The following is a 21,581-nucleotide window of genomic DNA, read 5'->3' as shown; positions in this document are numbered from 1 at the left end:
AATACCGGACATGGAGGTTCCGATTCCGTGCCGCGCGGCTACCGCCGGAGCCGGTCCCGGTGGTTTCGGGACCGGCTCCGCCGGTGTCATGACCGGGCCCTCACCGGTGTCATGCGCGGGACGCCGCCGCCCGCTTCGCCGGTGCCTGGGCCGTGTCCGTCACAGCGCGCGGCGTCCGCACCAACACCAGTACCAGCGCACCGGCGACCATCCCCGTCACGCCCGCCGCCACCGACGCCGAGTCGAGTCCCGAGGCGAACGCGCCCCGCAGGGTGTGCTCGGAGAGGGGACCGCGCAGTGCCCCGGCGCCACCGCCGGCCAGGGTGTGGGCCGCGTCGTGCGAGAGCGTGTCCTGCATGCGGGAGGTCAGCATCAATCACCGCGGCCCCGGCGGCCCTGCACTCCGTCGGAGAGGCCCTCGCCACCCACGACGAGATCGCCTTCGCCGCGGCGACGGCCGGCCCCTCCAACATCGTCGTCACCGCCGTCGTCCGTGACACGGCGGGCCTCTACGCCTACCTCAGCGGCCGCCTCGGCACCCTCGAAGGGGTCCAGCACGTCGAGACGACACCGTTCCTGCGCAGGGTCAAGCAACTCACGTACGCGAGACCGACCCGCTAGTCCCGCCACCCCGGAGCAGCCGGTCCCCGCCGCTCAGGATCGCGGCTGCGAGCGCCTCCGCCGCCCCTTGCGCGGGCGTACGCCGTTGCGCGTGCACCAGGACGAAGTCGACCTCGCCGAGTTCCGGGAGGCCCGCCCGGTCCGGGACGCGGACGAGGCCCGGGGGGATCAGTCCGCGTGAGTGGGCCATCACACCGAGGCCCGCGCGGGCCGCCGCGACGAGGGCGTTCAGGCTGCCGCTGGTGCAGGCGATGCGCCATGCGCGGCCCTGTCGTTCCAGGGCTTCGAAGGCGAGGGCGCGGGTGATGCCCGGGGGCGGGTAGACGATCAGGGGGACGGGGCGGTCGGGGTCGAGCCGCAGGCGTTCCGCGCCGATCCACACCAGGCGGTCGTGCCAGACCAGCTCGCCGCGCGGGTCCTCGGGCCGGCGTTTCGCCAGCACCAGGTCCAGCTTGCCCGCCGCGAGCTGTTCGTGCAGCGTGCCGGACAGCTCGACCGTGAGCTCCAGGTCCACCTCCGGATGGTCGTACCGGAAGCCTTCCAGGATCTCCGGGAGCCGGGTCAGCACGAAGTCCTCGGAGGCGCCGAAGCGCAGCCGGCCGCGCAGGCGGGTGCCCGCGAAGAAGGCGGTCGCCTGTTCGTGCACCGCCAGGATGCGGCGCGCGAAGCCGAGCATCGCCTCGCCGTCCTCGGTGAGCTCCACGGAGTGCGTGTCCCGCGAGAACAGCTGCCGTCCCGCCGCGTCCTCGAGGCGGCGTACGTGCTGGCTGACGGTGGACTGGCGCAGCCCGAGCCGCCGGGCGGCCTGGGTGAAGCTCAGAGTCTGGGCCACCGCCAGGAAGGTACGCAGTTGGGAGGGGTCGTACACACCCTCACGTTATCGCGGAACGTGATGACAGTCAGAACGGTATGACGGATTCCCGATCGCGGGCCGGAAGAGGACGATGGAGAGGGCACGAACCGCCCCGAGGCCGCCCCTCTCCTCGGGACCGCCCCGTACGACGTCTGAGCAGTGGAGCACCGTGAAACGCCTGCAGTGGCCGAGTTGGATGCCGATCGACCCCTACATCCTGCTGTTGCTCGGGACGGTGGGCCTCGCGGCCCTGCTCCCGGCGCGGGGTACGGGCGCCGACATCGCGTCGGGCGCGTCCACGGCCGCCATCGCCTTTCTCTTCTTCCTGTACGGGGCCCGGCTCTCCACCCGTGAGGCGGTCGAGGGGTTCAAGCACTGGCGGCTCCACATCACCGTCCTGGCCTGCACCTTCGTCGTCTTCCCGTTGCTGGGCCTGGCCGCTCGCGGCCTCGAACCGGTGCTCCTGACCCACAACCTCTACACCGGTCTGCTCTTCCTCACGCTCGTCCCGTCGACCATCCAGTCGTCGATCGCGTTCACCTCCATGGCCCGCGGCAACGTGCCCGCCGCGATCTGCGCCGGATCCTTCTCCTCGCTCGCGGGCATCGTCGTCACCCCGCTGCTCGCCGCGGCGCTGCTGGGCAACAGCGGCGGCGGATTCTCCGCGGACTCGCTGGTCAAGATCGTGCTGCAACTGCTGGTGCCGTTCCTGGCCGGGCAGGTGCTGCGCCGCTGGATCGGGGGGTTCATCACGCGCCACAAGAAGGTCCTCGGATATGTCGACCGCGGCTCGATCCTGCTCGTCGTCTACACGGCGTTCAGCGAGGGCATGGTGCGGGGCATCTGGCACCAGGTGAGCGCCGTGCGACTGGCGGGACTGCTCGCGGTCGAGGCCGTGCTGCTCGCGGTGATGCTGACGCTCACCTGGTACGGGGGGAAGGCGCTGGGCTTCCACCGCGAGGACCGCATCGCGATCCAGTTCGCCGGGTCGAAGAAGTCCCTCGCCTCGGGGCTTCCCATGGCCAGCGTGCTGTTCGGCGCGCACGCCTCGCTCGCCGTACTGCCGCTGATGCTCTTCCACCAGATGCAGCTGATGGTGTGCGCGGTGATCGCCAAGCGCCGCGCCCGCGACCCCGAGGTGGCTACGGCCCCGGTTTCCCCAGTCGCAGCGTCACGAATCGCGGTCGGTACAGCGCCACGTTCCGACTGAGGTTCGCCTGCGCGGCGACACCACCCGTCGTGTCCAGCCAGTTCACGTCGTAGCTGAGGACGAGCCGGTCGCCGTCGCTCAGCGCCGCGTGCACCTGCGGGTTGTAGGCGGCCACCTGCCCCTGTGGCAGGGACGGACTGAAGCTCCGGGTCGGCCCGTGCCAAGGACCGGTCGGCGCGCACGCCCAGTAGGAGGTGATCGTCGTCAGGCCCGCGGTGCCCGCCGCCATCGTGAACAGGACGTACGTCCCGCCGTCCCGCACCACCGTGTACGCGCTGCCGACCCCCGTCCGCCGCCCGTCCCCGAGCACCGGGCTCGGCCGCGTCCGCACCCCCCATCCGGTGCCGTCCCAGTACTCCCAGGCCGCCGGCTGCCCGAGCCGGCCGCGCGGCACCCGCGCCAGGTACGCCTGCGAGGCGGGGCGCGAGGCGGCCTGGCCGTCGTCGCCGCCGAAGACGTACGTCCACGCGCCCGCGTCGACCGTCGAGGTGCCGAACAGCACCCGCCGGGAGGGGTCCGTCACGGAACTCTGGTCCAAGGCCGTGGTGATGCCTTCGAGCCGCAGGTCGGGCAGCGAGAGCGTGGCGACCTCGGTGGACGTGGGCACGCCGTAGATCCAGGGAGCCTGGCCGGCGGTACGGGTCCACAGCAGGACACGGACGACCTGCTCCGAGGAGCCGGGGGAGCGGGGTTCGACACGGGCCGCGACCGGCCACCGCCACCGCCCCGGCCCCGGGTCGGGGAACACCGGCGTCGGCAGCGTCGTCTCCAGCCGCCTGTCCCTCGACATCACCACGGCCGAGTTCCGCACCAGGGGCGCGCTCGTGTCGCGCCACGCGTACGACTCGCCGACCGGGTTCGGCGGTCCGTGCACCTGGCCCAGATACGTGTCCGAGAACAGCCACAGCACCCGCCCGTCCGGCAGCCGCACCGAGTGCGTTCCGTCGCCGCCGGTCCAGTCGTCGACACGGCTCGCGTCGTCCCCGTATCGCGCGAACTCACCCGTGAGCCGAGCGTCCGCGCTCCAGGACCGCAGCGTGCGGGCCGTGCACGCGCCGCCGCCGTCCCGGTCGTGGTCGGGGAGGGCGGTGAGCAGCACGGCCGCGCAGACCAGGGCGAGCAGGACACCGAGGCCGGCCCCGGCCCGCCGTCGTCGTGCTCGTGTGTCGTCGGGCACGGACGGGACGTTAGTGTCCACCGCGCACTTGGTCCATGGGCAGATACAGGACGGTGTCCCGGGTCACTTCCCGGGAGGGCGGCGTGTTCACGCCGAATGCGGGCTCGGCTGTCAGGGGCGCAGCACCACTTTCCCCAGGTTGCTCCGCGACTCGATCGCCGTGTGCGCCTTCGCCGCGTCCTGCAGTGCGAACTCCCCGTGCACGGCGGGCCGCAACGCGCCCTCCGTGAACAGGTGCCACAGCTCCTCGCGCCACCGCTCGTGCAACCGCGGCTCGTTCCGGGCGATCCGTGCCATCTGGAAGCCGATCACGGACTTGGCGCCCATCAGGAGGTCGTGCGCCCGCACGGTCCCGCCGCCCGAGCTGTAGGCGACGAGCCGCCCGCCCGGGGTGAGGGCGGCGACGGCGGGAGTGAGCAGGTCACCGCCGACCGCGTCGAGGGCGTAGTCGACCGGCTCGCCCCAGTGCTCGGAGTCGTACGCGACGACCTCGTCGGCGCCGAGTCCGCGCACGAACTCCGCCTTTCCGAGACCGAGGGTGGACACGGCTGCGACCACACGTGACGCGCCCCGCGACCGGGCGAGTTGGACGGCGAGATGGCCGACCCCGCTCGCCGCGCCGGTGATCAGCGCCGCCTCGCCGGGAGTGGGGCGCGCCGCCTCCAGGGCGCCGAGCGCGACCAGTCCGCTGCGGACGAGGGCGACGGCGTCGACCGCGCTCGCGCCCGCTGGGACGGGGGAGGCCATGGTCTCGTTCAGGAGGGCGTAGTCGGCGTACCCGTGCCCGAAGCAGAGTCCGGTGACGCGATCGCCCTCCCTGAAGCGGGTGACGCCCGCGCCGACGGCGACGACCTCGCCGGCGGTCTCGCCGCCGAGCGGGATCGGCTCCGCGGCCTCGATGACCTTGCGGACGACGGGAAGGGTGACGCCGACCGCCTCGGTGCGCACCAGCAGCTCGCCGGGCCCGGCGACGGGTACGGGAACGTCCTCCAGGAACAGGGGGCCGCCGGTGTGCTCGTATCGGACGCGACGCATCGCACCTCCAGGGGTGAGGGGGGAGACCCTCAGGTCGTTGGGGGTTCCAACGGTATCCTGGATTCATTGGGATACCCAATGGTTATTCGCTACGCTGGCCCCATGTCCGCCCCCCTTCCCGCCATCCGCTCCCTCCCCAGCTGGCTCCTCGGTCGTGCCGCTGCCCGCGGCCGATCCCTCGTCGCGGAGGCGCTGGCCGCCGAAGGCATGAAGATGTGGCATCACGTGGTGCTCTCCGCCGTCTCCGATCTCGGACCCGTCGCCCAGGCCGAACTGGGCCGCAGCATCCAGCTCGACCCCAAGGACATGGTCGGTGTCCTCAACGACCTCCAGGGCGCCGGCCTGGTCCTGCGCGAACCCGACCCCAAGGACCGTCGCAAGAACGCGGTGTCCATCACCGAGGAGGGCGCACACCTCCTCGAGCGCTGCGAACAGGTGGCGCGCGAGGCCAATGACGCGCTCCTCTCACCACTCTCGGAGGCCGAGCGGGAGCAGTTCATGGGCCTGTTGATCCGGATTTCCGGTACGGACGGCTAGGGCGGGCTAACGTTCCGTCATGACCGCACCCGAAACCGAACCCCGACTCGCCCTCGACCCCGCGCGCACCGCCCTGGTGCTCGTGGATCTGATGGAGCGCATCGTGGGGCTGCCCGTGGAACCCCGCAAGGGCACCGAAGTCCTCGCCGCCGCCGAGGAGCTGGCGGCCGCCTTCCGCAAGGCGGGCGCGCTCGTCGTGCTCGTCAGGGGCGAACGGCCCGGGCTGCCCGAGCAGCCGCCCGGCAGCGGACTCGTCGCCGGGCTCGCGGCGGAGGGAGACCTCGAGATCGTGAAGCGGACCATCGGTGGGTTCCAGGGCAGCGGTCTCGACGAGCGGCTGCGGGAACACGGCATCTCCACACTGGTGTTCGGCGGGATCGCCACCAACCTCGGCGTCGAGTCCACCGCCCGCGCCGCCGGCGACCTCGGCTACGACCTCGTCTTCGCCGAGGACGCGATGGCCGCCCTCACCGCACCCGAACACGAGGCCTCCGTCCGCCTCGACTTCCCACGCCTGGGTACGGTCGTGACCGCCGCGCAGGTGCACTTCAGCGCAGCCTGATCCCCCCGGCGAGTGAGCCGAAGGGGCGCGCCTGTGTCGAGAGGTCATGGGGGTCCCCCCGCTCGAGCGGAGCCGAGAGCGGGGGAGCGCGGAGGCCCGACGAAGGAGGGTCGAGCACGGTCGCGCTCTCGACACAGGCTTTGCCGCCCCGGAAACGAACCGAGCCCTAAAAAAAGGGGGGTCGGGGCCCCTACGGCGCAGGGGGCGCTCCCCGCCGGTCGGGGCCCCGCCGCCGTGTCGCGGGGAGCCGGTCAGCCCTGGGCGGCCGCGGCCCGCAGGGCGATGCGGTGCTCGCCCGCGTACACGTTCATGGAGGGGCCGCGCAGGAAGCCCACCAGGGTCAGCCCGGTCTCGGCGGCCAGGTCCACCGCCAGCGAGGACGGTGCCGAGACGGCCGCCAGTACGGGGATGCCCGCCATGACCGCCTTCTGCGCCAGCTCGAAGGAGGCACGGCCCGACACCAGCAGGATCGTGCGGGAGAGCGGGAGGTCGCCGCGTTGCAGGGCACGCCCGACCAGCTTGTCGACCGCGTTGTGCCGGCCCACGTCCTCCCGCACGTCGAGCAGCTCCCCGTCCTCGGTGAACAGGGCCGCCGCGTGCAGACCCCCGGTCCGGTCGAAGACCCGCTGGGCCGCGCGCAGCCGGTCGGGGAGGCCGGCGAGGAGAGCCGGCTCCAGCCGGACCGGGGGAGCCTCGGCGCCGTCGTCGATGGCCCAGCGGGCCGTCGTGCGGACCGCGTCCAGGCTCGCCTTGCCGCACAGGCCGCAGGAGGAGGTCGTGTAGACGTTGCGCTCCAGGGTGATGTCGGGCATCACGACGCCCGGCGCGGTCCGGACGTCCACGATGTTGTACGTGTTCGACCCGTCCACCGTGGCGCCCGCACAGTAGACGATGTTCTGCAGCTCGTCGGCCCTGCCGAACACCCCCTCGCTGACGAGGAAGCCCGCCGCGAGCGCGAAGTCGTCGCCCGGGGTCCGCATGGTGATCGCGAGCGGTTTCCCGTTGAGGCGGATCTCCAGTGGCTCCTCGGCGACGAGCGTGTCCGGGCGGGTGGAGACCGCCCCGTCCCGGATGCGGATCACCTTGCGTCGTTCCGTGACTCGTCCCATGTCCTGATCAGTCCCGGTTCTGTACGTGCTGGTAGCCGAAGCGGCCCTTGATGCAGAGATTGCCGTGGGTCACCGGGTTGTCGTGCGGGGAGGTGACCTTGACGATCTCATTGTCCTGCACGTGCAGGGTGAGGTTGCAGCCCACACCGCAGTACGCGCACACCGTCGTCGTCTCGGTCTGCGCCGACTCGTCCCATGTACCCGCGGCCCGCATGTCGAACTCCGACTTGAACGACAGCGCCCCCGTCGGGCACACCTCGATGCAGTTGCCGCAGTACACGCACGCCGAGTCGGTCAGCGGGGCGTCGTGCTCGACGGCGATCCGGGCGTCGAAACCGCGCCCCGCGACCGAGATCGCGAAGGTGTTCTGCCACTGGTCGCCACACGCGTCGACGCACTTGTAGCAGAGGATGCACTTGTCGTAGTCGCGGACGTAGAGGTCGTTGTCGATCTTCGGTTCCTCGTCGAGGCGCGCCGCGTCGGGGCCGAAACGGTCCGGTTTGGCCTCGTACTCCTTGATCCACCCGGCCACCTTCGGGGTGGTCGACAGGTCGACCGAGGAGGCGAGGAGCTCGATGACGATCTTGCGGCTGTGGCGGGCCCGCTCGGTGTCCGTCCGCACTTCCATGCCCGGCTCCGCCTTGCGGGAGCAGGCCGGGACGAGGGTCCGGGCGCCCTCGAGCTCGACGACACAGACCCGGCAGGCGTTCTTGGGGGTGAGCGTGTCGCCCTGGCAGAGGGTGGGGACGTCCTTGCCCGCCGCCCGGCAGGCGTCCAGGATCGTCGAGCCCTCGGGAACCCTGGTCTCCTGCCCGTCGAGGGTGAACTCGACGAGCCGACGCGGCACTCCCAGCGGTATCGCGGTCATTCGTAGGCCCCCAAGCGGTCGATCGCGGACTCCACGGCGTTCCACGCGGTCTGCCCGAGACCGCAGATCGAGGCGTCCCGCATCGCGCGGCCGACCTCTCTGAGCAGGGCGATGTCGTCAGCGGCCGCCGCGCCGGTCCGCTCGGCGATCCGGTGCAGCGCCTCCTCCTGCCGTACGGTCCCGACCCGGCACGGCACGCACTGCCCGCACGACTCGTCGCGGAAGAACTCGGCGATGCGCAGCAGGAGGCGGGGGAGCGGGACCGTGTCGTCGAAGGCCATGACCACGCCCGAGCCGAGGGTCGTGCCCGCCGCCCGGGTGCCCTCGAAGGTGAGCGGGATGTCCAGCTCGTCGGGGCGTACGAAGCCGCCCGCCGCGCCGCCGAGCAGCACCGCGCGCAGCCGCTCACGTACGCCCGCCAGTGCGAGCAGCTCGCCCAGGGTCGATCCGAACGGCAGTTCGTAGATCCCAGGCCGGTCCACGGTGCCCGACACGCAGTACAGCTTCGGACCGGTGGAGCCCGGGGTGCCGATCGCCGCGTACGCCTCGGCCCCCCTCGTCAGGATCGGCAGGACGTTCACCAGGGTCTCGACGTTGTTCTCGGCAGTGGGTTTGCCGAACAAACCCTTCTCCACAGGGAAGGGCGGTTTGGAACGCGGCTCTCCTCTGTACCCCTCGATCGAGTTGAACAGGGCGGTCTCCTCGCCGCAGATGTACGCACCCGCGCCCCGCCGGATCTCGATGTCGAAGGCGTACCCGTGGCCGAGGACGTCGTCGCCGAGCAGGCCACGCGCGCGTGCCTGCCCGATGGCGTGCTCCATGCGGTGCAGGGCGCGCGGGTACTCGCCGCGCAGATAGAGGTAACCCTTGTGCGCGCCGATCGCGTACGCCGCGACCGTCATCGCCTCGACGAGCGCGTACGGGTCGCCCTCCATGACGACCCGGTCCTTGAAGGTGCCCGGCTCGGACTCGTCGGCATTGCACACCAGGTAGTGCGGACGGTCGGGCTGGGACGCCGTGGCCTGCCATTTGCGGCCGGTGGGGAAGGCAGCGCCGCCACGTCCGACCAGGCCCGCGTCGGTGACCTCGCGGATGACCCCGGCCGGCCCGAGTGCGAAGGCCCGCCGCAGCGCCGCGTACCCGCCGTGCGCCCGGTAGTCGTCGAGCGAGGCGGGGTCGACCACGCCGACACGGCTCAGCAGCACGAGGGAGGGATCGCCCGCCTGGGGCACCGCGAAGGCCGCGGGGGGCTCCTCGGGCGCCGAGTCGGGGGCGCTCGCCGCCTCCGTCGCCCACGCGACGGTGGTGGGCGCCGAGACGGCCGTACGCACCGGATCGCCCGCCCTGACCGCGAGAGCCGCCGGAGCGCGCTCGCACAGACCCAGGCAGGGGCTGCGTTCGACGCCGACGCCGCTGCCGGGCCCGAGGCGGGCCTCGACCCCGGCGCACAGCTCCGCCGCTCCCGCCGCCGCGCACGCGAGGTCCGTGCACACGTGGAGCACGGTCGCGGGGCGCGGCTTCACCGAGAACATCGCGTAGAAGGTCGCGACCCCGTACGCCTCCGCCGGCGGCACGGTCAGCCGGCGGCACAGATAGTCGAGCGCACCCTCGCTGATCCAGCCGATCCGGTCGTTGACGGCGTGCAGCCCCGGCAACAGCAGGTCGCGGCGCTCCCGTGCCTCCCGGCCGCCGCGCGCCCACCTGAGGTCGGCGGCCCTCATCTCATCGCGGGCGGCGCCCTCCCACGAGGACTGCGGAGGGCCGAGCAGAGCGTCGACCGCCGCCCGCTCCTCGTCCGTCGGCTTGCTGTCACCGAAGTGCAGATCCACCACATCACCTCACTTGAATCGCGACCGGCAGCTTCTCGATCCGGATGGCCGACGCCTTGAACTCCGCCGTCCCCGCGATCGGGCAGTTCGCCTCGATCGTCAGCTGGTTGGTGTCCACCTCGTCGGGAAAGTGCATGGTCATGAACGCGAGTCCGGGCCGCAGCGCCGTGTCGATCCACACGGGTGCCACGACCGATCCCCGGCGCGAGGAGACCTGGACCTTCTCGCCCACCACGACCCCGTAGCGCTCCGCGTCCTCCGGGCAGAGCTCGACGTATTCGCCGCGCCGCAGCGGCGAGGCGAAACCGCCGCTCTGCACCCCGGTGTTGTACGAGTCGAGCCGCCGCCCGGTGGTGAGCCGGATCGGGTACCGCTCGTCCGTCAGGTCGACGGGCGGGTCGTGCTGGACCAGCCCGAAGGGTGCGGGCCGTCCGCGCTCGGCGGGGTCGGACGCCCACAACCGGCCGTGCAGGTAGGTGGGTTCGAGGCGCGCGGTGTCGGGGCAGGGCCACTGGATGCCCTGGTGCTTTGCCAGGCGTTCGTACGTCATCCCGTAGTGGTCCGGCGACACCGACCGCAGCTCGTTCCAGACGGCCTCGGCGTCGGCGTACTTCCAGTCGTGGCCGAGGCGCGCGGCGAGGTCACAGAGGATGTCGATGTCCTCACGGGCCTCACCGGGCGGAGTCACCGCGGCGCGTACGCGCTGCACGCGCCGTTCGCTGTTGGTGGTCGTACCCTCCGTCTCCGCCCATCCGGCGGTCGCGGGCAGCACGACGTCCGCCAACTGGGCTGTCTTCGTGAGGAATATGTCCTGCACGACGAGGAAGTCGAGGGCACCGAGCCGCCGTACCGCCTGCTCGCTGTCCGCCTCCGACTGCGCCGGGTTCTCACCGATGCAGTAGACGGCCTTGAGCGTGCCCTCCTCCATGGCGTCGAACATCTCCGTCAGGTTCAGCCCGTAGTGCGGCTGGATGACGGTGTCCCAGGCGGACTCGAACTTCATCCGCGCCCCGGGGTCGAGGATGTCCTGGAAGCCGGGGAGGCGGTTGGGGATGGCGCCCATGTCGCCGCCGCCCTGCACGTTGTTCTGCCCGCGCAGGGGCTGGAGTCCGGAGCCGTGGCGGCCGACATGCCCCGTCAGCAGGGACAGGTTGATCAGCGCGCGGACGTTGTCGGTGCCGTTGTGATGCTCGGTGATGCCGAGGGTCCAGCACAGCTGGGCGCGCTCGGCCCGTGCGTAGGCGTGCGCCAACTGCCGTATCGCCGCCGCCGGTACGCCCGTCACCTTCTCGGCCAGCGACAGCGTCCAGGGCTCGACGAGCGCCTTGTACTCCTCGAAGCCGCTGGTGGCCCGCTCGATGAAGGCGTGGTTGGCGAGGCCCGCGTGGATGATCTCGCGGCCGATCGCGTGCGCCATCGGGATGTCGGTGCCGACGTTCAGCCCGAGCCAGCTCTCCGCCCACTCGGCCGTGGACGTACGGCGCGGGTCGACCGCGTACATCCGGGCGCCGTTCCTGATCCCCTTCAGCACGTGCTGGAAGAAGATCGGGTGCGCGAAGCGGGCGTTGGAGCCCCACATCACGATGAGGTCGGTCTCCTCCGCCTCCGCGTACGAGGAGGTGCCGCCGCCGGAGCCGAAGGCGGCGGAGAGGCCGGCGACGCTCGGGGCGTGGCAGGTGCGGTTGCAGGAGTCGACGTTGTTCGTGCCCATCACGACCCGGGCGAACTTCTGGGCCACGTAGTTCATCTCGTTGGTCGCGCGGGCGCACGAGAACAGGCCGAAGGCGCCCCGGGCGGCACTCAGCCCCGCCGCCGCGCGGGTCAGGGCCTCGTCCCAGGTGGCCCGCCGGAAGGGCTCGTCGCGCGCGTCACGCACCAGGGGGTGCGTGAGCCGGGTGTAGATCTTCGATTCACGTTTCCTCATGCGGCGCTCCTCAGCGCGAGCAGGTCCGAGATGGCGTGGACGGTGCGCAGGGTGGGCACCTCGACGCCGGTGATGTCCGCCAGCTCGACGACCGCCGCCAGCAGTACGTCCAGTTCGAGCGGCTTGCCGCGCTCCAGGTCCTGGAGCGTGGAGGTGCGGTGGTCACCGACGCGCTCGGCGCCGGCCAGCCGCCGTTCGATGGAGACGCCCACCTCACAACCGAGCGCCTCGGCGACCGCGAGCGTCTCGGTCATCATGATCTCGATGACCTTGCGGGTGCCGCCGTGCAGACACATCTGCCGCATCGTCGCGCGGGCCAGCGCGCTGATCGGGTTGAAGGAGATGTTGCCGAGCAGCTTGAGCCAGATGTCGTTGCGCAGGTCCCGTTCGACGGGGCACTTGAGGCCCCCGGCCGTCATGGCCTCGCTGAACGCCGTGCACCGCTCGGACAGGGAACGGTCGGGCTCACCGACGGAGAACCTGGTGCCCTCCAAGTGCCGTACGACTCCCGGTCCTTCCAGCTCGGTCGCGGCGTACACGACGCACCCGATGGCCCGTTCGGGCGCGAGCACCGCACTGACCGCGCCGTCCGGGTCCACGCTCTCCACACGGTGGCCGTCGTGCGGGCCGCCGTGCCGGTGGAAGTACCACCAGGGGATGCCGTTCTGGGCGGCGATCACCGCCGTGGTGTCGTGCAGCAGAGGCTCGATCAGCGGCCCGCACGCCGCGTACGAGTTGGCCTTGAGGCCGAGCAGGACGTAGTCGACCGGGCCGACCTCGGCCGGGTCGTCGGTGGCATGGGCGCGCGCGGCGAAGTCGCCGCGCGGGCTGAGGACTTGGACTCCGTGCTGCCTCATGGCCGCAAGATGCGGTCCACGGGCGATGAGGTGCACATCGGCGCCGGCGCGGTGCAGCGCGGCGCCGACGTAGGCGCCGATCGCACCGGCGCCGAGAACGGCGACTTTCACTGTGGCTCGCTCCGTTCGGTCGAGGGTACCGAGGAACTGCCGAACTCTGTCGACGAAATATTGTCTACAGTATGTGACTTGGGGCAGCAAGACTTCGCGCAGCACCTTGGCAGGCCTCCGTGAGGACCGACCGACCGTTCGTCGCGCGATGGATACCGCTCACCGCATACCGTCGACGAGTTGGTGTCGAACGGCTTCACAACCGGGCAACCGCTTCCTATCGTCCGGGATCATGAGTCCCCCTGTCGCGCCACCCGGCTGGAGCCGCTGGCTCGTCCCGCCCGCCGCGCTGTCCGTCCACCTCTCCATCGGCCAGGCCTACGCCTGGAGCGTCTTCAAGCCGCCGCTCGAATCCGCGCTCGGCCTCAGCGGGACCCAGAGCGCGCTGCCCTTCCAGCTCGGCATCGTCATGCTCGGACTGTCCGCCGCGTTCGGCGGCACCCTCGTCGAGCGCAACGGACCGCGCTGGGCGATGACCGTCGCCCTGGTCTGCTTCTCCACCGGCTTCCTGATCGCCTCGCTCGGCGCCGCCACCGAGCAGTACTGGCTGATCGTCTTCGGCTACGGCTTCGTCGGCGGGATCGGCCTCGGCATCGGCTACATCTCCCCCGTCTCGACCCTGATCAAGTGGTTCCCGGACCGGCCCGGCATGGCCACCGGCATCGCGATCATGGGCTTCGGCGGAGGTGCGCTCATCGCCTCGCCGTGGTCCGCGCAGATGCTCAAGTCCTTCGGCTCCGACTCCTCCGGCATCGCGCTCGCCTTCCTCGTGCACGGGCTGTCGTACGCCGTCTTCATGACGCTCGGCGTCCTGCTGGTACGGGTACCGCGCGGCGACAAGGCGCCGGTGAAGGCCGCGCCCGGGCCCCTGGACGGGGTGCAGGTGTCCGCCAACAGCGCCGTGCGGACCCCGCAGTTCTGGTACCTGTGGGTCGTGCTCTGCATGAACGTGACCGCGGGCATCGGCATCCTGGAGAAGGCCGCCCCGATGATCACGGACTTCTTCGCGGACACCTCCACCCCGGTGTCGGTCTCCGCCGCCGCGGGCTTCGTGGCGCTGCTCTCGGCCGCGAACATGGCGGGCCGGATCGGCTGGTCCTCGACCTCCGACCTGATCGGCCGCAAGAACATCTACCGCGTCTACCTCGGCGTGGGCGCGATCATGTATCTGCTGATCTCCCAGTTCGGGGACTCCTCCAAGCCCCTGTTCATCATCTGCGCCCTGGTGATCCTCTCTTTCTACGGCGGCGGCTTCGCGACCGTCCCCGCCTACCTGAAGGACCTCTTCGGCACCTACCAGGTCGGCGCCATCCACGGCCGACTGCTCACCGCCTGGTCCACGGCCGGCGTCCTCGGTCCGCTGATCGTCAACTGGATCGCGGACCGGCAGAAGGAGGCGGGCAAGCACGGCGCGGCGCTCTACGACACCTCGTTCCTGATCATGATCGGGCTGCTGGTCGTCGGGTTCGTCGCCAACGAGCTGGTGCGACCCGTCGATGCCCGCCACCACATCCCCGCCCCGAGGGAGGCCGCCGATGACGACTCCGTCCAGCCCCAGCAGTCCGCCTGACCGCCGTCCACTCATCGCCTTCGCCTGGCTGTGGGTGGGGGCGCCCCTGTGCTACGGCCTGTATGAGCTCGTACTCAAGGCGAAGCAGCTGTTCACGGGGTGAGGGGCGTACGCGTGCGGACGGTGTTCGGGCGTCCGAGGGTCTGACAGAAGCCGACAAGCCTGATGCCGCTTTCCTGTGGCAACACCTGCCGTCGTACCCGTGAGTCACTGATCAGACTGGAGGATCCCCCTACCCAAGGCATCGAGGGAGACCCCCCAATGAACGGCTCACGCATCGCGGCCGTCGGCCACTACCAGCCCGCCAAGGTACTCACCAACGAGGACCTGGCGGGCCTGGTCGACACCAGTGACGAGTGGATCACCAGCCGGGTGGGCATCCGCACGCGCCACATCGCCGGTCCCGACGAGCCCGTCGACGAGCTGGCCACGCACGCCGCGGCCAAGGCGCTCGCGGCGGCGGGTCTGACCGCGGGTGACATCGACCTGGTGCTGGTCGCCACGTCCACGGCGATCGACCGCTCCCCGAACATGGCCGCCCGGGTCGCCGCCCGCCTCGGCGTGCCCTCCCCGGCCGCCATGGACGTCAACGTGGTCTGCGCGGGCTTCACGCACGCGCTCGCCACCGCCGACCACGCCGTGCGCGCGGGGGCGGCGACCCGTGCCCTCGTCATCGGCGCGGACAAGATGTCCGAGGTCACGGACTGGAGCGACCGTACGACCTGTGTCCTGGTCGGGGACGGGGCGGGAGCCGCGGTGGTCGAGGCCGCCGCCCCGGGCACCGAGCCGGGGATCGGGCCGGTGCTGTGGGGATCGGTGCCCGAGATGGGGCGCGCCGTGCGCATCGAGGGCACGCCCCCGCGGTTCGCGCAGGAGGGGCAGAGCGTCTACCGCTGGGCGACGACACGGCTCCCGGTGATCGCCCGGCAGGCCTGCGAGCGGGGCGGGCTCGCGCCGGAGGACCTCGCCGCGGTCGTGCTGCACCAGGCGAACCTGCGCATCATCGAACCCCTCGCCGCGAAGATCGGCGCCGTGAACGCCGTCGTCGCGCGCGATGTCGTCGACTCCGGCAACACCTCCGCCGCCAGCATCCCGCTCGCCTTCTCCAAGCTCGTCGAACGCGGCGAGATCAGCACCGGCGACCCGGTGCTCCTCTTCGGCTTCGGCGGCAACCTCTCGTACGCGGGACAGGTCGTCCGCTGCCCCTGACGTGCACTGACAACCCGGTGTGACGAGTCCGACTCTCCCTGGGCCTGGCCACGGTGCGCCGTAGACTGTAGACGAAAGACAATCGATACTGTCTTTTGACACGTGCTTTCCGGCGACAGCGACGGTGACGGTGGCAGTGGCAGTGGCGGGATGGCTCGGCAGGAGGGGACCATGATGTTGTCGACAGGACTGCCGCCGGGGGCGGTGCCCAAGCTCGAACGGCCCGGCCCGCTGCGCGACCGCGTCTATGAGGCGTTGCTCGAACTCATCACGACCCGCGCCCTCCAGCCGGGCCAGCACCTGGTCGAGAGCGAGCTCGCCGGGCACCTCGGGGTCTCCCGGCAGCCGGTCCGCGAGGCGCTGCAGCGGCTGAACACGGAGGGGTGGGTCGATCTTCGGCCCGCCCAGGGCGCCTTCGTGCACGAGCCGACCGAGGAGGAGGCCGACCAGCTCCTCACGGTCCGTACGCTGCTCGAGGCCGAGGCCGCCCGGCTCGCCGCCGCCAACGCGGGCACCGCCGGCATCACCGCCCTCGAGGAGCTCTGCGCCGAGGGTGAGCGCGCGGTCGCCGCCGACGACGTGGACGGCGCGGTCGCGTTGAACGCCCGCTTCCACGCGAAGGTCATGGAGCTCGCCGGCAACACCGTCCTTGCCGAGCTGGCCCACCAGGTCGACCGCCGGGTCCGCTGGTACTACACCCCGGTCGCCCGGCAGCGCGGCCACCAGTCCTGGATCGAGCACCGCGACCTCATCGCGGCCATCGCCGCCCGTGACGAACCCCGAGCCACCCAGGTGATGCGCGCCCACACGGAGCACACGCGCAAGACGTACCACGAGCGCGAGAAGTAGCCCACCCGAGAAGTAGCCCCCAAGAAGTAACCCACCTCATTCGGGTGTCCGCCCTGTGAGCCGGCCTCGTCGTGTCCCGGACCCCGCTTTGTCCACTCAGTGGAGAAAGTTGAGGGCAATCTCTGCGTGACTTCTTCCCACTCCCGGCAGCCGCTGCTACGTTCCCATCGAAAGCAAGCCACAGTGATGTGGCCAAAATCCGTTGGACGCTGGCCGATTGAGGCGGGGAGGGGCTCGTGAGACGCATGACGGCACGACCCGCGAACGCGCACCAGGCGCGACTGCTGCGCCTGCTGCGCGACGGCGGACCCAACTCCCGTGCCCAGCTCGGCGATCAGGTCGACCTCTCCCGGTCGAAGCTGGCCGTCGAGGTGGAACGGCTCCTGGAGACCGGGCTCGTGGTCGCCGACGGCCTCGCCGCATCCCGCGGCGGCCGCCGCTCCCACAACATCCGGCTCGCCCCGGCGCTGCGCTTCCTCGGCGTCGACATCGGGGCGACCTCGATCGACGTGGCCGTCACCAACGCGGAACTGGAGGTCCTGGGGCACATCAACCAGCCCATGGACGTACGCGAGGGCCCGGTCGCCGTCTTCGAGCAAGTCCTGGCCATGGCGGCCAAGTTGAGGTCATCGGGGCTCGCGGAGGGATTCGACGGCGCCGGGATCGGTGTCCCGGGCCCGGTCCGCTTCCCCGAGGGAGTTCCCGTCGCACCGCCGATCATGCCCGGCTGGGACGGCTTCCCCGTCCGTGAGGCGCTCAGCCAGGACCTGGGCTGCCCCGTCATGGTCGACAACGACGTGAACCTGATGGCGATGGGGGAGCAGCACGCGGGCGTCGCCCGTTCCGTGGGCGACTTCCTCTGCGTCAAGATCGGTACCGGCATCGGCTGCGGCATCGTCGTCGGCGGTGAGGTCTACCGCGGTACGACGGGCAGCGCCGGCGACATCGGACACATCCAGGCCGTGCCCGACGGGCGTCCGTGCGCCTGCGGCAACCGGGGTTGCCTGGAGGCCCACTTCAGCGGGGCCGCGCTCGCCCGAGACGCCACGGAGGCCGCCCAGCAGGGGCTTTCGGCGGAGCTCGCCGCGCGGCTGGAGGCGGCGGGCACACTGAGCGCCGTCGACGTCGCCGCCGCGGCCGCCGCGGGCGACGCCACCGCCCTCGGGCTGATCCGCGAGGGCGGCAACCGCACGGGGCAGGTCATCGCCGGCCTCGTCTCGTTCTTCAACCCGGGTCTGGTGGTGATCGGCGGCGGCGTCACCGGCCTCGGCCATACGCTGCTCGCCGCGATCCGCACGCAGGTGTACCGCCAGTCGCTGCCACTGGCGACCGGCAACCTTCCCATCGTGCTGGGGGAGTTGGGGCCGGCCGCCGGGGTCATCGGCGCGGCCCGGCTCATCAGCGACCACTTGTTCTCGCCCGCGTAACCCTGCCGGAGCCACACGAAGCACTCCTGCCAGAGCCGCACCAAAAGTCGCTTGACCAAAGGTCACCACACCAGAAGTCACCTCACCAAAGTCGCCCCAGCTGTACAGCGCCCTGCTCTGCCCTGCCCGAAAACGCCCGCTCCGCGGGCGCATCACCCTGAAACCGGCCCGCACGCCCGCCAAGGGGAACCGTCATGGCACCAGAACCACCGCTGCTCACCATGTCCGGCATCACCAAGTCGTTCCCCGGAGTCCGGGCCCTCGACGGCGTCGACCTCGACGTCCAGGCCGGCGAGGTCCACTGTCTGCTCGGCCAGAACGGGGCCGGGAAGTCCACCCTCATCAAGGTCCTGGCCGGCGCCCACCAGCCCGACGGCGGCACCATCGGCTGGCGCGGCGAACCCGTCACGCTGCGCTCCCCGATCGCCGCCATGCGCCTCGGCATTGCCACCATCTACCAGGAACTGGACCTGGTGGAGGGCCTGTCGGTGGCCGAGAACGTCCACCTCGGCCATGAACCCACCGCGGCCGGTTTCGTCGTACGGGGAAAGGCGGCCAAGGCGTCAACGGCGCAGCTGCTACGCCGACTCGGCCACCCGGAGATCGACCCGGCGCGCCTCGTCGGTGAGCTGTCGGCCGCCCAGCAGCAGATCGTCTCCATGGCACGGGCACTCTCCCACGACGTACGCCTCATCGTCATGGACGAGCCGTCCGCGGCCCTCGACCCCGACGAGGTCGACAACCTCTTCCGTATCGTCGGCGACCTCACCGCGGACGGCGTCGCCGTCGTCTACATCTCGCACCGGCTGGAGGAGATCCGCCGCATCGGCGACCGGGTGACCGTACTGAAGGACGGCCGCGCGGTGGCCGGCGGGCTGCCCGCGAAGTCCACCCCCACCCGCGAGGTGGTGGCGCTCATGACGGGCCGCAACGTCGAGTACCTCTTCCCGCAGCGGCCCACGCGAGGGCCCACGTCCGAGCCGGTGCTTACGGTCCAAGGACTGAGACGGGCGGGCGAGTTCGAGCCCCTCGACCTCGAACTGCGCCCCGGCGAGATCGTCGGCCTGGCCGGGCTCGTCGGCTCCGGGCGCTCCGAGATCCTGGAGACGATCTACGGGGCCCGAAAGTCGACGGCCGGTCGAGTCAGCGTCGATGGCAGGGTGTTGCGGCCCGGAAGTGTACGCGCCGCCGTCCGCGCCGGACTCGGACTCGCCCCCGAGGAGCGCAAGGCACAGGGCCTGCTCATGCTGGAGTCCGTCACCCGCAATGTGTCCGTGTCCTCCATGTCGCGCTTCTCACGTGGGGGTTGGATCGACCGGAGCGCAGAGCGAGGCGCCGCCCGTGCCGCGACACGCGAGCTGTCGCTGCGCCCCAACAACCCGTCCGTCCCGATCCGGACGCTGTCCGGCGGCAACCAGCAGAAGGCCGTCCTGGCCCGCTGGCTGCTGCGTGGCTGCCGCGTCCTGCTGCTCGACGAACCGACCCGCGGTGTCGACGTCGGCGCCCGCGCCGAGCTGTACGCGGTCATCCGCCGCCTCGCCGACGAAGGCCTCGCCGTGCTGCTCGTGTCGAGCGAGGTGCCCGAGGTGCTGGGGCTCGCCGACCGCGTGCTGGTGCTCAGGGAGGGCCGCGTCGTGCACACGGCGCCCGCCCAGGAGCTCGACGAACACCGCGTACTCGACCTTGTCATGGAAGGAAGCCCGGCGTCATGACGCAGCCCGTGTCCCCGCCCCGGGGCAGCACCGACAAGATGTCGCCGATGGGCGAACTCCCCGCGTGGCGCTCCCTCGCGGCCCGCGCCGACGTCCGCACCCTCTCACTTCTCGGAGTGCTCGTCGCCCTGATCGTCATCGGAGGCATCACCAAGCCCGACGAGTTCCTCGACACCCGCAACCTCCAACTCGTCCTCACCCAGGCCTCGGTGATCGGCGTGGTCACTGTCGGCATGACCTTCGTCATCACCTCCGGAGGCATCGACCTGTCGGTCGGCGCGATCGTCGCGCTGTCCTCGGTGTGGGCCACGACGGTCGCCACCCAGGAGTACGGCTTCGCGGGCGTCCTCTTCACCGCGGTACTCGTCGGTGTGGGGTGCGGCCTGGTCAACGGCCTGCTCATCGCATACGGCGGGATGGTCCCGTTCATCGCGACGCTCGCCATGCTCGCCTCCGCCCGCGGCCTCGCCCTGCAGATCACCGACGGCAAGACCCAGATCGTCAGCATCGACGGGATCCTGAAGCTCGGCGAACGTGACTCGTACATTCTCGGTATCCCACCGCTGGTACTGGTCTTCGCCGTCGTCACGATCATCGGCTGGCTGATTCTCAACCGCACCACCTTCGGCCGCCGCACGGTCGCGGTCGGCGGCAACGCGGAGGCGGCCCGGCTCGCCGGCATCGACGTACGACGCCAGCGGCTGTACCTCTACCTGCTCTCCGGACTGTGCTGCGGCATCGCCGCCTTCCTGCTGATCATCCTGTCCGGCTCCGGCCAGAACACCAACGGCAACCTGTACGAACTCGACGCCATCGCCGCCGCGATCATCGGCGGGACCCTGCTCAGCGGGGGCCGCGGCACCATCACCGGCTCGGTGCTCGGTGTCCTGATCTTCACCACGATCACCGACATCTTCGCGCTGAACAACCTGCAGAGCGACGTCCAGCAGATCGCCAAGGGAGCGATCATCGTCGCCGCGGTCCTGGTCCAGCGGCGCACGGCAGCAAGCACCACCTGACACGGGAAGGGCCCACCGCCATGCCAGAATCCACGAGCTCCACCAGCTTCACGAGCCGCAGAGGACTCCTCTTCACAACCGCCGCCGCCTCGGCCGGCGCCCTCCTGGTCGGCTGCACCAGCAACGACACCAAGGACGAGAAGCCGGCCGCGGACAGTCGGCCGGCCGCCGACGACAAGCCCGGCAAGCACGTCACCATCGGCTTCGCGGGCCCGCAGGCCGACCACGGCTGGCTCAACGCGATCAACGACAACGCCAAGAGCCGCGCCAAGAAGTACTCGGACGTGACGCTGGAGATCACCGAGGGTTCCAACGACACGGCCGCGCAGATCGGCCAGATCGAGACACTGATCAACAAGAAGGTCGACGTGCTGGTGGTACTGCCCGCCGACGGCAAGGCCCTCACCCAGGTCGGTCTGAAGGCGATGCGCGCGGGCATCCCGGTCGTCAACCTCGACCGCATCTTCAACACCCCGCAGGCGTACCGCTGTTGGATCGGCGGCGACAACTACGGCATGGGCCTCAGCGCCGGCCACTACATCGGTGAGAAGCTGAAGGACAAGCAGGACGCCAAGGTCATCGAACTCGCCGGGCTCGACAACCTGGAACTCACCAAGCAGCGCACCCAGGGCTTCGACGCGGCCCTGAAGAACTATCCCAACATCAAGAAGGTCGCCCGTCAGGCAGCCGACTTCACCGTCGAGTCCGGACAGGCCAAGATGGCTCAACTCCTGCAGGCGCAGTCGAAGTTCGACGCCCTGTGGAACCACGACGACGACCAGGGCGTGGGCGCGCTGCGTGCCATCAAGCAGGCCGGGCGCGACGACTTCCTGATGGTCGGCGGGGCGGGCGCGCTCTCCGCCTTCCAGGCCATCGACGCCGACAACAGCGTCCTGAAGGCCACCGTCCTCTACCCGCCGACGATGGCCGCCTCCGCGATCGACCTCGCTCGCGCGCTGGGCCAGGGCAAGGGGATCGGCGGTCTCGCCGAGTTCGAGATCCCGGCCTCGCTCACGCTCTACTCGGCCGTCGTCGACAAGGACAACGTCGGCCAGTACATGTCCACCGGCTTCAGGTGATCCGTCCCGCTCACACCCCCCAC

19 protein-coding genes and 2 pseudogenes are annotated in these 21,581 nt (G+C 70.9%); 12 read left to right on the top strand and 9 right to left on the bottom strand.

Annotated elements, in window-relative coordinates; genetic code table 11:
* Positions 1–109: 109 nt before the first annotated feature.
* Positions 110–373: pseudogene (locus tag OG819_RS44090) on the bottom strand (MFS transporter); the annotation flags it as partial.
* Between the two features lie 2 nt (positions 374–375).
* On the opposite strand from OG819_RS44090, the pseudogene OG819_RS44085 reads away from it, so the two are divergent.
* Positions 376–621, top strand: a pseudogene (locus tag OG819_RS44085) (Lrp/AsnC family transcriptional regulator); the annotation flags it as partial.
* Here OG819_RS44085 and OG819_RS44080 read toward each other — a convergent pair.
* Positions 596–1,489 carry a LysR substrate-binding domain-containing protein gene (locus OG819_RS44080; protein WP_266655007.1) on the bottom strand — a complete coding sequence of 298 codons (894 nt, stop codon included), beginning with the start codon at positions 1,487–1,489 and terminating at the stop codon, positions 596–598. The pseudogene OG819_RS44085 and the gene OG819_RS44080 sit on opposite strands and share 26 nt — an antisense overlap.
* A 181-nt stretch (positions 1,490–1,670) precedes the next feature.
* Here OG819_RS44080 and OG819_RS44075 point away from each other — a divergent pair, with 181 nt between their 5' ends.
* The gene (locus OG819_RS44075; protein ID WP_266655569.1) at positions 1,671–2,684 is read left to right on the top strand and encodes a bile acid:sodium symporter family protein; all 1,014 of its coding nucleotides are present in this window, start codon (positions 1,671–1,673) and stop codon (positions 2,682–2,684) included.
* Here OG819_RS44075 and OG819_RS44070 read toward each other — a convergent pair.
* Positions 2,617–3,861, bottom strand: a complete 1,245-nt coding sequence (locus OG819_RS44070; RefSeq protein WP_266655005.1) for a DUF4185 domain-containing protein — start codon at positions 3,859–3,861, stop codon at positions 2,617–2,619. The genes OG819_RS44075 and OG819_RS44070 overlap by 68 nt on opposite strands.
* A gap of 111 nt (positions 3,862–3,972) precedes the next feature.
* Positions 3,973–4,896: an NADP-dependent oxidoreductase gene (locus tag OG819_RS44065; RefSeq protein WP_266655003.1), complete on the bottom strand. Its 924-nt coding sequence runs from the start codon at positions 4,894–4,896 to the stop codon at positions 3,973–3,975.
* 102 nt (positions 4,897–4,998) lie between these two features.
* Between OG819_RS44065 and OG819_RS44060 the strand changes: the two genes are divergently transcribed.
* Both OG819_RS44060 and OG819_RS44055 read left to right on the top strand, forming a co-directional pair.
* A complete protein-coding gene (locus OG819_RS44060) occupies positions 4,999–5,433 on the top strand; it encodes a MarR family transcriptional regulator (protein ID WP_266655001.1) in 435 nt (144 codons plus the stop codon).
* 19 nt (positions 5,434–5,452) lie between these two features.
* Positions 5,453–5,995, top strand: coding sequence for an isochorismatase family protein (locus tag OG819_RS44055; protein WP_266630886.1), 543 nt, complete (start codon positions 5,453–5,455; stop codon positions 5,993–5,995).
* A gap of 251 nt (positions 5,996–6,246) precedes the next feature.
* On the opposite strand, the gene fdhD is transcribed toward OG819_RS44055, so the two are convergent.
* Genes fdhD through OG819_RS44030 form a run of 5 tightly spaced genes read right to left on the bottom strand, consistent with a single transcriptional unit; the run spans position 6,247 to position 12,693 of the window.
* Positions 6,247–7,104: a formate dehydrogenase accessory sulfurtransferase FdhD gene (gene fdhD, locus OG819_RS44050; protein WP_266630888.1), complete on the bottom strand. Its 858-nt coding sequence runs from the start codon at positions 7,102–7,104 to the stop codon at positions 6,247–6,249.
* A gap of 7 nt (positions 7,105–7,111) precedes the next feature.
* A complete protein-coding gene (locus OG819_RS44045) occupies positions 7,112–7,972 on the bottom strand; it encodes a 2Fe-2S iron-sulfur cluster-binding protein (RefSeq protein WP_266630890.1) in 861 nt (286 codons plus the stop codon).
* Entirely contained in the window at positions 7,969–9,801 is a 1,833-nt protein-coding gene (locus tag OG819_RS44040; protein ID WP_266654999.1) for an NADH-ubiquinone oxidoreductase-F iron-sulfur binding region domain-containing protein, read from the bottom strand. The genes OG819_RS44045 and OG819_RS44040 overlap by 4 nt, the downstream gene beginning before the upstream one ends.
* Positions 9,802–9,805: 4 nt before the next feature.
* Positions 9,806–11,725 carry a molybdopterin oxidoreductase family protein gene (locus tag OG819_RS44035; protein WP_266630894.1) on the bottom strand — a complete coding sequence of 640 codons (1,920 nt, stop codon included), beginning with the start codon at positions 11,723–11,725 and terminating at the stop codon, positions 9,806–9,808.
* Entirely contained in the window at positions 11,722–12,693 is a 972-nt protein-coding gene (locus OG819_RS44030; protein ID WP_266654997.1) for a 2-dehydropantoate 2-reductase, read from the bottom strand. Before OG819_RS44030 ends, OG819_RS44035 begins: the two co-directional genes overlap by 4 nt.
* A 232-nt stretch (positions 12,694–12,925) precedes the next feature.
* Between OG819_RS44030 and OG819_RS44025 the strand changes: the two genes are divergently transcribed.
* The 8 genes from OG819_RS44025 to OG819_RS43990 all read left to right on the top strand — a co-directional run bounded on the left by OG819_RS44025 (position 12,926) and on the right by OG819_RS43990 (position 21,558).
* A complete protein-coding gene (locus OG819_RS44025) occupies positions 12,926–14,263 on the top strand; it encodes an OFA family MFS transporter (RefSeq protein ID WP_266654995.1) in 1,338 nt (445 codons plus the stop codon).
* Positions 14,229–14,366: a hypothetical protein gene (locus OG819_RS44020; protein ID WP_165853968.1), complete on the top strand. Its 138-nt coding sequence runs from the start codon at positions 14,229–14,231 to the stop codon at positions 14,364–14,366. Before OG819_RS44025 ends, OG819_RS44020 begins: the two co-directional genes overlap by 35 nt.
* Positions 14,367–14,524: 158 nt before the next feature.
* A complete protein-coding gene (locus OG819_RS44015) occupies positions 14,525–15,472 on the top strand; it encodes a beta-ketoacyl-ACP synthase III (RefSeq protein WP_266630899.1) in 948 nt (315 codons plus the stop codon).
* Between the two features lie 174 nt (positions 15,473–15,646).
* Positions 15,647–16,321: a GntR family transcriptional regulator gene (locus OG819_RS44010; RefSeq protein ID WP_266634855.1), complete on the top strand. Its 675-nt coding sequence runs from the start codon at positions 15,647–15,649 to the stop codon at positions 16,319–16,321.
* 245 nt (positions 16,322–16,566) lie between these two features.
* Positions 16,567–17,748 (top strand): ROK family transcriptional regulator, encoded by a 1,182-nt coding sequence (locus tag OG819_RS44005; protein ID WP_266428252.1) that lies wholly within the window; start codon positions 16,567–16,569, stop codon positions 17,746–17,748.
* A 194-nt stretch (positions 17,749–17,942) separates the two neighbouring features.
* A complete protein-coding gene (locus OG819_RS44000) occupies positions 17,943–19,460 on the top strand; it encodes a sugar ABC transporter ATP-binding protein (RefSeq protein WP_266654993.1) in 1,518 nt (505 codons plus the stop codon).
* Positions 19,457–20,479 carry an ABC transporter permease gene (locus OG819_RS43995; RefSeq protein ID WP_266654991.1) on the top strand — a complete coding sequence of 341 codons (1,023 nt, stop codon included), beginning with the start codon at positions 19,457–19,459 and terminating at the stop codon, positions 20,477–20,479. Before OG819_RS44000 ends, OG819_RS43995 begins: the two co-directional genes overlap by 4 nt.
* Positions 20,480–20,499: 20 nt before the next feature.
* On the top strand, positions 20,500–21,558 hold the full coding sequence (locus tag OG819_RS43990; RefSeq protein ID WP_266654988.1) for a substrate-binding domain-containing protein: 1,059 nt from the start codon (positions 20,500–20,502) through the stop codon (positions 21,556–21,558).
* Positions 21,559–21,581 lie beyond the last annotated feature (23 nt).

The organism is Streptomyces sp. NBC_01549 (assembly GCF_026339955.1).
In the GTDB taxonomy this organism is placed as follows: domain Bacteria; phylum Actinomycetota; class Actinomycetes; order Streptomycetales; family Streptomycetaceae; genus Streptomyces.
Note: the sequence above shows the minus strand (reverse complement) of the source record. Positions and strands in the feature narration are given on the sequence as shown.